The organism is Sphaerisporangium sp. NPDC049003, assembly GCF_043197795.1.
GTDB lineage: Bacteria > Actinomycetota > Actinomycetes > Streptosporangiales > Streptosporangiaceae > Sphaerisporangium.
Genome location: NZ_JBICTU010000002.1, coordinates 112,481 through 125,791, shown reverse-complemented (window position 1 = coordinate 125,791; position 13,311 = coordinate 112,481). Strand labels below are relative to the sequence as shown.

Sequence of the window (13,311 nt, the reverse complement as noted above, 5' to 3'; positions counted from 1 at the left end):
GTGCGGGTCCGCTGGACTCGGCCGGTGCGGCTCATCGGTCCTCCCCGATGCGCAGGGTACGGCCGAGGCCCTGGCGTCGCAGCGAGCGGGTGAGGCCGGCGACGATCGCGAACAGCAGCGCCGTGATCCCCGCCAGCATCCCGAGCGTGGCGGGCCAGGGGACGTCGAGCAGCACGGCCGGGGTCACCGAGGCCGCCTGGCCGGTCAGGACGATGTGCGGGACGACCAGCGTCGCGACCCCCACGGCCAGCAGCGTGCCGCCGACCATCGAGAGCCCGATCAGGAACGCCTGCTCCACGGCGAGCAGGCCGAATATCTGGCGGAAGCCGACCCCGAGGGCCCGCAGGATCGCGAACTCGGAGACGCGCTCGCGCGCCGCCACGGCCGCGTTGACCAGGAAGCCGAGCACCGCGAAGATCAGCGCCGCGGCGAAGCCGAGGATGAGCGCCCCCTGGAGCCCGCTGGCCAGCGGGTCGTCACGGAGCCGGCGGGTCAGCGAGCCGAGGTCCACCGTGGTCTGGTCCCACTCGCCGTGGCGGGCCAGCGTGGTGACCGCCGCCGCCGTCTCGCCGCCGCGGGCGGACATCCACCACTCTCCGGCCAGGCGCGGGTCACGGGCCAGGGCGACGTCCTGGGCCTGCAGAGTGGGCAGGTCGGCCAGAACGGCCGGGGTGCCGGCCGGGGTCCCCGGCATGGCCTGGACGACTCCGGCGACGGTGACCCTGACCGGCTCGCCGTCCAGCGTCAGCACGCCGCTCCTGCCCTCCGGGAGCTTCTCCCGGGCCGCGATGTCCGCGGTGATCACCACGGGGAGCGGTCTGAAGATCGCGGCCTTCGCGGCCGGCGTCAGGGGTCCGCCGTCGCCGGAGGGCGCGTCCGCCTGCGCGAACAGGGCGGTGTTCTCGACTCCGGCGGGCGCGGCGACCACGGCGACGTCCTCGACGGCTGCCGGGTCGTCGGAGCCCACGGCCTTCGGCGCCGGGACGGTCAGGGTGAACAGCGCGGGTCCGGTGGTGACCTCCTCACCGGGAACGTGGACGACTCCCCGGGGGATGTGCCCCCATCGCACGCCGCCGGGCATGGTCACCTCGGCGCCGGTGTCGGTCCTGATCGCCTCGGCCGACAGTTCGAGGCCCGTTCCGATGTGGGGGATCGGCACTGCGACGGAGAACCCCCGAATGCCCAGCGGGTAGCTCAGCTTTCCCGACACCCCCGCGAGCCCGGCCAGGTCGACCTCGACCTGATGCGGCTCGCCGTCGGCGACCGGCGGCCTCACGACGGCTCTCCACTGCACCCCAAGGGCGTCGACGATCACCATCCTCACGTCCAGGGAGCCGTACGCGGAGCTGAGGTACGGCTGGTCGAGGCGGAGCCGCAGGTCCAGGGTGAGCTTCTTCGGCGTGCCTGGCAGGGGGACGACGGGGGCGTCGGGCCTTCCGGCGGCGAGCCGCGCGGCCAGGGTGGTCACCGGATGACCTGCGAGGTCGGGCCGCAGCATCAGCATCGGGCCCAGCTTGGCCGCGTCGGCGGCGAGAAGCGTCCCGGCGCCGGCCGCGAAGGTGGCCGTGCCCCGGTACATCGGGTTGACCTCGGTGATCCCCGGCAGGGCCGCGAAGGTGGCCCCCCTGCCGAGCGGGCCGAGCTCCAGGGACTCCGCCGGCCCGGACACGCGCAGGTCGGCCCCCGCCTGGTGCCTGGCCTGGTCCACCTGCGAGGTGCGCCAGGTCGCCGAGGTCGCAAGGGAGACCACGCCGATGGCCACGGCCATGGTGAGCAGCAGGGCGGGCCCGGAGTACCGCGTCGGGCGGCGGCTCACCTGCCAGGCGCCCAGCGCGGGCGCGAGGCTCGGACGCGGTGAGGTGAACCGCTCGACGATCCGCGAGACGCGCGGCACCAGCCGCAGGCCGAGCATGCCGCCGCAGAGCAGCGCCAGCGCCGGGCCGGTCACGATCAGGGGGTCGATGCCGAGCTCGCCGCCCGTCGTGGCGGTGACCGGGGCGCCATAGTGCTGAAGCTGCCAGATGGCCAGCGCCGCCACCACCAGGAGCGCCACGTCGCCGCCCGCCCGCTGCAGCAGCCCTTGGGCGTCGCCCCGGCCGCGCGCCGCCTGCTCCTCCACGTACGTACGGCGGCCGCCGCGCAGGGCGGGCAGCATGAGCAGGACGGCGCAGGCCAGGGCCACCGCCCCGGACACGGCGAAGGTGGCGGTCCCGGCCTCGGGGGCGATGCGCACCCCCGCCGCCCGGATCCAGGGGATCAGGTTCACCAGGCGCAGCAGCAGGGGAGCCAGGAACGGGGCGATGACCGCGCACGGGATGGCCACCAGCAGGGCCTCGGTGCCGGTCAGCACCGCCAGCCACACGCTGCCCGCCCCCCGCGAGCGCATCAGCGCCATCTCCATGCGCCGGTGGTCGACGAGCAGCCGCGCGGTCAGGATGAGCGCGTACGCGGCGAGCAGCAGCAGTTGCAGGACCGGCACCAGCATGGTCGACCGGGCGACCAGCGCCGCCTGGTCGAGCTGGGTCAGCATCTCGGGCAGGCGGCTGAACGTCTCGCACGAGGGGCAGTCGGGCTTGAGGGAGTCGCCGAGGCCCGCCACCGAGGCCGCGAAGGGCCGCAGCCGCTGCTGGGTGAGGTTCCGCTGGTCGGGGACGGCGGTCCAGGTGACCGTGACGCTGGTGCTGGTGAAGCGGGCCAGGAAGGTCGCGCGCGGCACCATCAGGGGGCCGTAGGTGGTGTAGCCGCCGCGCTCCACGCCCCTGCGCAGCAGTTCCTCACCGTTCCAGCGTTCTGCGTAGGGGTCGGTGAGCTGGAAGACGCCCGTCAGCTTCGCGCGCACGGCCTTGTGGTCGAGACGTCCCACGAGGGTGAACTCGTCGCCGGCGGACAGTCTCATCGACTGGGCGGCGGGCTGCGAGAGCGCGACCTCGATGACGCCCTGCGGCGCCGGCTCGGGCCACGCGCCTTCGAGCAGCCGTGCCTGGTGTTCCAGCCCGTCGTAGGTCCCGAACCGGGCGAGCTCGGGGTGCTCCAGCCGTTCCTGTCCGGGCAGGGCGTAGGAGTCGGAGCGGGCGCTGAGGGTGACGTCGAGGGGTACGGGCGCGTGGCCGTCACCCGTGCCGAGGGCGGCGACCCGGGCCCGTACGGCCCTGTCGGTACTGTCGAAGGTGCCCTGCTGGACGGGCGCGCTGATCGTCGTCGCGGTGGTCCTGATCGACGCGGTCGCGAGGGCGCGCCGCACGCCGATGTCGGCGATCGTGGAGGCGTACATCGTGAGCGCCACCAGCGCCGTGGTCGCGAGAAGGATCGAGCCGAAGGCGGCGAAGAGCAGCAGTGGCTCGCTGAACGCACGCCGCAGCACCAGAGGTGTCCGCCCCCGCATGGCCCGCCTTCCGCTGCCCTGTTTCGCACACCATAGTTATGGTTTTGGCTAACAAAAGAGGGCCGGGTATCACGGTGATGCATCCGATATGCGGCGGAAATTGCCACGTGATATCGAAATCGTGACATACCCCGAACGTCTGCCCCGGAGGGGCGAAGGGCCCCACATCCAGGGCAGATCAGCCGGATGCGAGCAGGGCTCGGGCATGCCAAAACGCCGTGTCCGCGAAGGACACGGCGTCGTGGAGAAAGCCCGAGCCTACTTGGCGGGCTGGAGGGTGGCGACGCGCTTGGCGATCGCCGACTTGCGGTTCGCCGCCTGGTTCTTGTGGATGACGCCCTTGCTGACAGCCTTGTCGAGCTGACGCGACGCGGCGCGCATGAGGACGGCCGCCTCATCCACGTTGCCCTGCTCGGCGGCCTCGCGGAACTTGCGAACCGCCGTCTTCAGGGACGACTTGACGGCCTTGTTACGCAGCCGGGCCTTTTCGTTCTGCCGGTTGCGCTTGATCTGGGACTTGATGTTCGCCACGAAGAAGCCTCGGTGAAAGTCGATGGATGGGGCGCGCGGGCAGAGAGGGCGCGCCACACGCAGTTGAACAGGGTACCAACATGCCGGGACCACGCTCAAATCGGAGGCCACGGCACACCCCTGCACCCTTATGTTAGCGCAGCGGCGAGCTTGGTGGTCTTGGTGCCGGTAAACTGGAGCCCGAGCGCGGCACCGGCACGCCGGCGAGACGGGGCGGAAACACCTCGTCCGGGCGGTGTGCGGGCGCGACGCCGCGCCGATCTGCTGTCCAGGTGACGCTGTCCGGGTGCCCATCCGGGCGTGCCACCATGGGTAGCGGCTGCCCTGCCAGCCTTCTGATCGTCGTCAATCTGCCGAACGGACCCCGGTGCGCATCCACCCTGGCCAGACCGACCCCGCGCTGATCCGCAATTTCTGCATCATCGCGCACATCGACCACGGCAAGTCCACGCTCGCCGACCGGATGCTCCAGCTCACCGGTGTGGTCGACGCCCGGCAGATGCGCGCGCAGTATCTCGACCGCATGGACATCGAGCGCGAGCGCGGCATCACCATCAAGTCGCAGGCCGTCCGGCTCCCGTGGGACGGCCACGTGCTCAACATGATCGACACCCCGGGCCACGTCGACTTCACCTACGAGGTGTCCCGGTCGCTGGAGGCCTGCGAGGGCGCCGTGCTCCTGGTGGACGCGGCGCAGGGCATCGAGGCGCAGACGCTGGCCAACCTCTACCTGGCCATGAACGCCGACCTGCACATCATCCCGGTGCTCAACAAGATCGACCTGCCCGCCGCGCAGCCCGAGAAGTACGCCCAGGAGCTCGCGGGGCTCATCGGGTGCGACCCGTCCGACGTGCTGAAGGTTTCGGGCAAGACCGGCGTGGGCGTCAAGGAGCTGCTCGACCACGTCGTCCAGCACGTGCCCGCCCCCGTCGGCGACGCCGCCGCCCCCGCGCGGGCGCTGATCTTCGACTCGGTCTACGACACCTACCGCGGTGTCGTCACCTATGTCCGGGTGGTCGACGGGCAGCTCTCCAAGCGCGAGCGCACGGTCATGATGTCCACCGGCGGCACCCACGAGACCCTGGAGATCGGCGTCATCTCGCCGGAGCCGGTGCCGTCCGTGTCGCTGGGCGTGGGCGAGGTGGGCTACCTCATCACGGGCGTGAAGGACGTGCGGCAGGCGCGCGTCGGCGACACGGTGACCTCGGCCGTACGTCCCGCGGCGGAGCCGCTCGGCGGGTACGACCACCCGAGGCCGATGGTGTACTCCGGGCTGTATCCCATCGACGGCGACGACTATCCCGAGCTGCGCGAGGCCCTCGACAAGCTGCGCCTGAACGACGCGGCCCTGGTCTACGAGCCCGAGACCTCCGCCGCCCTCGGGTTCGGCTTCCGCTGCGGCTTCCTCGGCCTGCTCCACATGGAGATCGTGCGCGAGCGGCTGGAGCGCGAGTTCAACCTCTCGCTGATCTCCACCGCGCCGAACGTCATCTACCGGGTGGTCATGGAGGACGGCAAGGAGCTCATCGTCACCAACCCGTCGGAGTTCCCGGCCGGTAAGATCGCCGAGATCCACGAGCCGGTGGTGAAGGCCACGCTGCTCTCGCCGTCCGACCACATCGGCGCGATCATGGAGCTCTGCCAGGGCCGCCGGGGCGCGCTGCTCGGCATGGACTACCTCTCCGAGGACCGCGTGGAGATCCGCTACACGCTGCCGCTCGGCGAGATCATCTTCGACTTCTTCGACCAGCTCAAGTCCCGCACCCGGGGGTACGCCTCGCTCGACTACGAGCCCTCGGGCGAGCAGGAGGCCGACCTGGTCAAGGTCGACATCCTGCTCCAGGGCGAGGCCGTCGACGCCTTCAGCGCGATCGTCCACCGCGAGAAGGCCTACGCGTACGGCGTCGAGATGGCCAAGAAGCTCAAGGACCTCATCCCCCGGCAGCAGTTCGAGGTGCCGATCCAGGCGGCCATCGGCGCCCGCGTGATCGCCCGCGAGAACATCCGTGCCATCCGCAAGGACGTGCTCGCCAAGTGCTACGGCGGTGACATCAGCCGTAAGCGCAAGCTGCTGGAGAAGCAGAAGGAAGGCAAGAAGCGCATGAAGATGGTGGGCCGGGTCGAGGTCCCGCAGGAGGCCTTCGTCGCCGCGCTCTCCACGGAGGCCCCCGCCGCCGACAAGGCCAAGAAGTAGCCGAGGGGCCGTCCGGGGCGCGAGCCGGGCAGGCCGTCCGAAGCGTGGAGCCGGGGCCCGCCTCCTGGGCATCGGGCCAAGGCCCGCCTCCGGAGCATCGTGCCGGGGGCGGCCCGTCCGGGGCACCGGTCCCGGAGCGGCAGACTGGGAGCGTGCCTTCCGTACTTCTCGACGGCGACGCCGTTCCCGCGTCGGGCGAGCTGCCCGCGAGCGCCCATGAGGGCCTCGGCACGCGGCCGTTCGGCTTCTACGTCCATGTGCCGTTCTGCGTGACCCGCTGCGGATACTGCGACTTCAACACCTACACCGCCACCGAGCTGGGCCCCGGCGCCTCCCGCGCCGACTACGCCGCCACGGCGATCGAGGAGGTGCGCCTGGCGCGCAGGGTGCTCGGGGACGCCGAGCTGCCGGTGGAGACCGTGTTCTTCGGCGGGGGCACGCCGACCCTGCTGCCCGCCGGCGACCTGGTGAGGATCCTGCGGGCCGTGGACGAGGAGTTCGGGCTGGCGCCGGGCGCCGAGGTCACCACCGAGGCCAACCCCGAGTCGGTCGACCCCGCCTACCTCGAAGGGCTGCGGGCCGGCGGGTTCAACCGCGTCAGCTTCGGCATGCAGAGCGCGAAGGAGCACGTGCTGGCCGTCCTCGACCGGAGGCACACCGCGGGCCGCCCGGCGCGGGCCGTACGAGAGGCCCACGACGCGGGGTTCGCGCACGTCAACCTGGACCTGATCTACAGCACGCCGGGGGAGAGCGACGACGACTGGCGGGCCTCGCTGGCGGCGGCGATCGAGGCCGGTCCCGACCATGTGTCGGCCTACTCGCTGATCGTCGAGGAGGGCACCCGGCTGGCCGCGCGGATCCGCAGGGGCGAGCTGCCCATGCCCGACGACGACGTGGCCGCCGACCGGTATGTCATCGCCGACGCGATGCTGTCGCAGGCCGGGTTCTCCTGGTACGAGGTGTCCAACTGGGCCACATCGGAGGAGGCCCGGTGCCGCCACAACCTGCTCTACTGGACCGGCGGCGACTGGTGGGGCGTGGGGCCCGGCGCGCACGGCCACGTGGGCGGCACCCGCTGGTGGAACGTCAAGCATCCGGCGGCCTACGCCTCGCGCCTTGCCGCCCGCTCCTCGCCGGCCCACGCGCGCGAGGTGGTGTCCGAGGCCGACCGGCATGTGGAGCGGCTGATGCTGGAGCTGCGGCTCGACACGGGGTTCCCGCTCGCGGAGATCGGCCTGGACGCCCGTACAGCCGTCGCCCGCGCCCTCGGAGACGGGCTGCTGGAGCCCGGGGCCTTCAGGAGGGGCCTCGCCGTGCTCACGCTGAAGGGCCGGCTGCTCGCGGACGCGCTGGTGCGCGACCTGACCTGAGCGGCGCCGCGGGTCACGCGCACGCCGCCCGGCGGGCCCGCGCCTTCCGCCGGTCCGGCGGCTTCAGCCGATCAAGCCTCAGCTGACGAAGCGGATGGTCATCGGGTAGCTGTATCTCTCGCCGCGGTTCGCCGCCACGGCCGCGATGATCATCACGATCAGGGAGCCGATCCACACCACGAACATCAGCAGGACGCCGATGATGAAGAAGGCCAGCACGAAGCACACCGCGTAGGCGATGAACAGCGTGATCTGGAAGTTGAGCGCCTCGGCCGACTGGTCGCGCACGTAGGGCGACTCGTCCTTCTTGACCAGGTACAACACCAGCGGGCCCATGAACGAGGTGAGCAGGCCGAGCAGGTGGGCCAGCATCGCAATCGTCGTGTCGTCGGTCCCCGGGCGCGGCCCGTACATCCCCGGCACATGCGGCCGCGCCGCGTAGGGCATCTGCCCGTACGGCGCCTGCCCATAGCCGCGCTGCCCATAGCCGGGTTGCCCGTACCCCTGCCGGTCGTAGCCGGGTCGCCCATGATCGGGATCGCCGTACCCCTGTGGCCCCTGGCCGGGGGCCCCGTATCCCGGCTGGCCGTACGCCGGTTGCCCGTATCCCGGTTGCCCGTAGCCCGGTTGCCCGTCCTCCGGTCGCCGGTCGTGGGGGTGGTCGTCGGGGCGGCGGTCCTGCGGAGTCTCGCTCATGCCTGCACCTCGTTCTCGGTTGTCACGAAGTCGATCAGCTCCTCGACGCGGCCGAGAAGCTCCGGCTCCAGGTCGGTGAACGTGTGGACGGAGCCGAGGATGCGCCGCCAGGCGTCCGCCGGCTCCAGTCGCCAGCCGAGGGCGCCGATCACGCCCTCCTTCCACGGCACCCCGCGCGGGACGGAGGGCCAGGCGGGGATGCCCACGGCGGAGGGCTTCACCGCCTGCCAGATGTCCACGAAGGGGTGACCGACGATGAGCACCTCCGGACAGGACACCCGGGCCGCGATCCGGCTCTCCTTCGACCCCGGGACCAGGTGGTCGACCAGCACCCCGAGTCGCCGCCCCGGGCCGGGCCCGAAATCCTCCACGATAGCCGGGAGATCGTCGACGCCTTCGAGGTACTCGACGACGACGCCCTCCACGCGCAGGTCATGGCCCCAGATCTTCTCCACCAGGGACGCGTCGTGCACGCCCTCGACGTAGATGCGGCTCTCCCGGGCGACGCGCGCCCGCAGCCCGCCGACGGCGATCGAGCCGGACGCGCTGCGCGCCGGGCCCCCCGCCGCGGCAGGAGCCGGGCGCACGAGCGTCACGGGCTTGCCGTCGAGGAGGAACGCGGCGGGCGCGAGCGGGAACACCCGCCGGCGCCCGAACCGGTCCTCCAGCGTGACGGCCTCCTTGTCACAGGCCACCACGGCCCCGCAGAAGCCGCCCTCGGCGTCCTCCACCACGAGGTCGGGCTCGGCGGGGACCTGCGGGATCTTCCCGCGTAGCGGCCTCCGCCAGTCGCCGGCCAGAACGTCCCGTCCGTAGTCCCGCATACCTGGGCACGCTAGCAAAGATCACGCTCCGGGCGGCGTGCCCTGCGGCCACGCGCCACCGTAGGAGGCGGCGGCCCGGCGCTTGCGGGCGCGGCTGCGCCGGACGAGCACGACGATCGTGGTGACGACCGCGAAGACGAACCCGGCCAGCGGGATGAGGACCAGCGAGGCCACTCCACCGGCCAGCGCGCCCGTGCTGCCGGCCAGCGACTTGCCGACACCGAACAGGACCTGCTTGCCGTCCGACGCGTCACAGCTGATCTTGTACGTGCCGGCCGCCGGGACGCCGATGGTGAACAGCGACTCCCAGAGCCGCCCGTCCGCGGTGACGGTCTGCTTGGACGTCGGCTTGGTGAGGTCGGCCTTCTTGCCCTCGGCGTTGAGCGCGAAGCAGGTGACCTTGGCGGGCCCGGACGTCGAGGCGTACAAGATGGGCTTGTCCGCGGGGTCGATCGCCGCGGACACGCTGCCGCCGCTCTCGAAGGTCTGCGTCGGCGCCGCGTCGTTGAGGGTCTTGGACACCCCTCCGGCGAAGCCGGCGACGCCCACGACGACGCAGACGATGGCGATGAGCCAGGCCAGCACGATCCACAGCACGCGGGGCCGGATGGGGCCGGGGGCGGAGTGAGCAGGGGACCCGTAGGGCCGCTGCTGCGAGCCGGGCGGCGGGGGAGGCGGCGTGCCGTACGAGGGGCCGTAGGAAGGGCCGCCCTGAGGGGCGCCCTGAGGCGCGTCGTACGAGGGGCCCGACGGGGCGCCGTACGAGGGGCCCGACGGGGCGCCGTACGAGGGGCCCGACGGGGCGCCGTACGAGGGGGCCGCCGGGGTGCCGTACGAGGGGGCCGCCGGGGTGCCGTAGGAGGGGGCGCCGGGGGAGTTGCCATATGCGGGCGATCCGTAGGAAGGGGCGCCGCCGGCGGGCGCGCCTACGGACGGGGAGCCGGGCAGGGGACCATGGTCGCCGGGGGAGTTGGGACGCGGAAGCCTGGTGGTCGCGTCGTTCAGCCGGGGGTCGTTCTCACTCATGTACCAGAGTGTGGAGGATCCGACTTGCCGAGCGATAGCAAGTGGCTTGACCCTGACTAGGGGAGGTCGTGCGTATGGGTTATCGCACCCTGTCGGCCGGAGCCGTACACTTGGCACTCGGGAACACAGAGTGCCAGACCAGGTGTTCACGCAGGCACGAACGCAGGGCAGGGAGGTGAGCACGTTGCTCGATGAGCGTAAGCTCGCAGTTCTGCGCGCCGTTGTCGAGGACTACGTGTCCACCAACGAGCCGGTCGGGTCCAAAGCGCTCGCGGAGCGGCACAATCTGGGGGTCTCTCCGGCCACCGTGCGCAACGACATGGCCGTGCTCGAAGAGCAGGGTTACATCACGCAACCCCACACCAGCGCGGGTCGCGTGCCCACCGACAAGGGCTACCGGTTGTTCGTCGACCGGCTGTCCCAGATCAAGCCGCTGTCCGGCGCCGAGCGCCGGGCCATCGAGACCTTCCTTGCGGGCGCCGTCGACCTCGACGACGTCGTGACCCGCACGGTGCGGCTGCTCGCGCAGTTGACTCGGCAGGTCGCCGTGGTGCAGTATCCATCGCTGATCCGTTCCACGGTCCGGCACGTCGAGCTCGTGCCGCTGGCCGAGCGGCGGATCATGCTGGTGCTGATCACCAACACCGGGCGGGTCGAGCAGCGAGTCGTCGACCTTCCCGATGTGGTGGAGGACGACCGGATCGCGCATCTGCGGGCGGTGCTCAACGCCTGCCTCGACGGATGCCGCCTCAACCGCGTGCCAGAGACGGTGGCCGACCTGCACGGCCGGCTTCCCGAGGAGGACCGGCCGGTGGCGACCACGATCCTGTCCGTTCTCCTCGAAACCCTGGTCGACCGGCACGACGAGAAGATCGTCTTCGCCGGGGCCGCCAACCTCGCGGGCGACTTCAGCGTCGGCCTGCGCGAGGTCCTGGAGGCTCTGGAGGAGCAGGTCGTGCTCATGCGGCTGCTCGGCGAGGCGGGCGACTCGGCCGCGCTCACGGTGCGGATCGGCTCGGAGAATCCCTACTCCGGGCTTCACGGCACCTCGATCGTCGCCGCCGGATACGGTTCGGGCGACAATGAACTGGCTCGGCTCGGAGTGCTGGGCCCGACGCGAATGGACTACCCGGTGACTATGGGAGCGGTGCGCGCAGTCGCACGCTATGTCGGCCAGATCCTGGCGGGGTCCTAGGTGGCCCGCGACTATTACGGCATCCTCGGGGTCCGCCGTGACGCCAGCCCGGATGAGATCAAGAAGGCGTATCGCCGCCTCGCGCGCGAGCTCCATCCCGACATCAACCCCGACCCTGAGACGCAGGAGCGCTTCAAGGAGATCAACCAGGCGTACGAGGTCCTGTCGGACCCGAACAAGCGCCAGATGTTCGATCTCGGAGCCGACCCCTTCGGCGGCGCGGGCGCCGGCCCGGGAGCCGGTGCGGCCGGCTTCGGCGCGGGCTTCCCGTTCAGCGACATCATGGACGCCTTCTTCGGCGGCGGTGGCGGGTCCCGCGGGCCCCGGTCCCGGGCGAGGCGCGGGCGCAACGCGACGATCCGCGTCGAGCTCGACCTGGCCGAGTCGGCGTTCGGCACCACGCGCGAGCTGGTGGTCGACACCGCCGTGCTGTGCGAGATCTGCCACGGGTCGGGCGCGGCGTCGGGCACCCACCCCGACACCTGTGACATGTGCCACGGGCGCGGCGAGATCTCGCAGGTCACCCGGTCGTTCCTCGGCCAGGTGATGACCGCTCGCCCCTGCCCGCAGTGCGGCGGTTTCGGGTCGATCATCCAGCATCCCTGCCAGGAGTGCTCCGGCGACGGGCGGGTGCGCACCCGGCGCACGATCAAGGTCCGCATCCCGGCGGGCGTCGAGGACGGCACCCACATCCAGCTCGCCGGAGAGGGCGAGGTCGGTCCCGGCGGAGGCCCCCCCGGAGACCTGTTCCTGGAGATCGTCGAGCGGCCTCACGAGATCTTCGAGCGGCGGGGCGACGACCTGCACTGCACGGTCCAGATCCCGATGACCGCGGCGGCGCTCGGCACGATCCTGACCGTGGAGACGCTCGACGGCGCCGAGGAGATCGACGTGCGGCCCGGCACCCAGGCCGGTCACGTCCTTCCCCTGTACGGCCGGGGCATCCAGCGGCTCAACGAGACCGGCCGGGGCGACCTGCTGATCCACGTGAACGTGGAGACGCCCACCCGCCTCGACCCGGCCCAGGAGGAGTTGCTCAAGGAGCTGTCCAAGCTGCGCGGCGAGGAGCGCCCCCCGGGCAAGTTCGCCCCCGGGCAGCAGGGCTTCTTCTCCCGCCTCAGGGACGCCTTCAACGGCCGCTGACCCCTCGGAGCCAACACAAGGCACCCGCCGGACTCGGCACGTAAGGCATTCGCCGGAGCCCGTACGGCCCGTGGTTCGCGGAGGTCGTGCGGGCGTGGCTAAGGTTTGCGGGTGAGCGTCCCCGTCTTCCTCGCCGACGACCTGTCCGGGCAGGAGATCGTCCTTTCCGGCCCCGAGGGGCGGCACGCCGCCACCGTGCGGCGGTTGCGCGCCGGTGAGCGCGTCGACCTGACGGACGGCAGGGGCGCGGTCGCCGAATGCGTCGTGCGCGACGTCGCCAGGGACTCCCTCCGGCTGGAGGTCCTCGGCCGTCGCACGGTGCCGGCGCCGGCCCCGCGCCTCGTGGTCGTCCAGGGCCTGCCCAAGGGCGACAGGGGCGAGCTGGCGGTCGAGATGATGACCGAGGCCGGGGTGGACGTCATCGTCCCCTGGGCCGCCGCCCGGTGCGTGACCCAGTGGAAGGGCGACCGCGCGGGCAAGGCGCTGACCCGCTGGCGCTCCACCGCCAGGGAGGCCGGCAAGCAGGCCCGGCGGTTCCACCTGCCGGAGGTCACCGAGCAGGCCACGACGGCCGAGGTGGCCGCTCTGCTGCGGGGCGCGGCCGTCGCGGCCGTACTGCACGAGGAGGCCGAGGCGCCCCTGTCCCAGCTCGCCCTCCCCGCGTCCGGCGACATCGTGACGGTGGTCGGCCCCGAGGGCGGGATCACCGGCGAGGAGGTCGAGCGGTTCAGGGAGGCGGGCGCCACGACGGCCCTGCTGGGCCCCACCGTGCTGCGGACCTCCACGGCCGGCGTGGCCGCCGCCGCGGTGCTGCTCACCCGCTCCGGCCGCTGGTGACCCCGGCCGCCGTCTCGGGCCGTTGGTCACCCTGGCCGCCATCTACGTACGGCCGCTGGTGAGGCCGGGCGAGGACGGCGGCCCCGCCTCGCGCGGCTTATAGCGCGGAACCC

10 protein-coding genes are annotated in these 13,311 nt (G+C 72.0%); 5 read left to right on the top strand and 5 right to left on the bottom strand.

The annotated features are described in order from the left end of the window. Nucleotides 1-31: 31 nt before the first annotated feature. Together ACGFIV_RS02505 and rpsT are read right to left on the bottom strand one after the other, a co-directional pair. Complete coding sequence (locus tag ACGFIV_RS02505) at nt 32-3,382, bottom strand: ABC transporter permease (protein WP_392831280.1); 3,351 nt, start codon at nt 3,380-3,382, stop codon at nt 32-34. Nucleotides 3,383-3,640: 258 nt separating this feature from the next. After that, nucleotides 3,641-3,913, bottom strand: a complete 273-nt coding sequence (gene rpsT / locus ACGFIV_RS02500) for a 30S ribosomal protein S20 (protein ID WP_358548234.1) — start codon at nt 3,911-3,913, stop codon at nt 3,641-3,643. 367 nt (nt 3,914-4,280) lie between these two features. On the opposite strand from rpsT, the gene lepA reads away from it, so the two are divergent. Together lepA and hemW are read left to right on the top strand one after the other, a co-directional pair. Then, nucleotides 4,281-6,107, top strand: coding sequence for a translation elongation factor 4 (gene lepA, locus ACGFIV_RS02495; protein ID WP_392831278.1), 1,827 nt, complete (start codon nt 4,281-4,283; stop codon nt 6,105-6,107). 152 nt (nt 6,108-6,259) lie between these two features. Continuing rightward, nucleotides 6,260-7,477: a radical SAM family heme chaperone HemW gene (hemW, locus tag ACGFIV_RS02490; protein WP_358548231.1), complete on the top strand. Its 1,218-nt coding sequence runs from the start codon at nt 6,260-6,262 to the stop codon at nt 7,475-7,477. Nucleotides 7,478-7,555: 78 nt separating this feature from the next. On the opposite strand, the gene ACGFIV_RS02485 is transcribed toward hemW, so the two are convergent. Genes ACGFIV_RS02485 through ACGFIV_RS02475 form a run of 3 tightly spaced genes read right to left on the bottom strand, consistent with a single transcriptional unit; the run spans nt 7,556 to nt 10,023 of the window. Then, a complete protein-coding gene (locus ACGFIV_RS02485) occupies nt 7,556-8,173 on the bottom strand; it encodes a DUF4870 domain-containing protein (RefSeq protein ID WP_358548229.1) in 618 nt (205 codons plus the stop codon). Continuing rightward, on the bottom strand, nt 8,170-8,997 hold the full coding sequence (locus tag ACGFIV_RS02480) for a DUF3097 domain-containing protein (RefSeq protein WP_358548226.1): 828 nt from the start codon (nt 8,995-8,997) through the stop codon (nt 8,170-8,172). Before ACGFIV_RS02480 ends, ACGFIV_RS02485 begins: the two co-directional genes overlap by 4 nt. 21 nt (nt 8,998-9,018) lie before the next feature. Further along, entirely contained in the window at nt 9,019-10,023 is a 1,005-nt protein-coding gene (locus tag ACGFIV_RS02475; RefSeq protein WP_392831273.1) for a hypothetical protein, read from the bottom strand. Nucleotides 10,024-10,207: 184 nt separating this feature from the next. On the opposite strand from ACGFIV_RS02475, the gene hrcA reads away from it, so the two are divergent. From hrcA to ACGFIV_RS02460, 3 genes are all read left to right on the top strand, one after another. Then, on the top strand, nt 10,208-11,218 hold the full coding sequence (gene hrcA, locus ACGFIV_RS02470; protein ID WP_358548220.1) for a heat-inducible transcriptional repressor HrcA: 1,011 nt from the start codon (nt 10,208-10,210) through the stop codon (nt 11,216-11,218). Then, nucleotides 11,219-12,361 carry a molecular chaperone DnaJ gene (gene dnaJ, locus ACGFIV_RS02465; protein WP_358548217.1) on the top strand — a complete coding sequence of 381 codons (1,143 nt, stop codon included), beginning with the start codon at nt 11,219-11,221 and terminating at the stop codon, nt 12,359-12,361. A gap of 111 nt (nt 12,362-12,472) precedes the next feature. Further along, nucleotides 12,473-13,198, top strand: a complete 726-nt coding sequence (locus ACGFIV_RS02460; protein WP_392831268.1) for a 16S rRNA (uracil(1498)-N(3))-methyltransferase — start codon at nt 12,473-12,475, stop codon at nt 13,196-13,198. Nucleotides 13,199-13,311 lie beyond the last annotated feature (113 nt).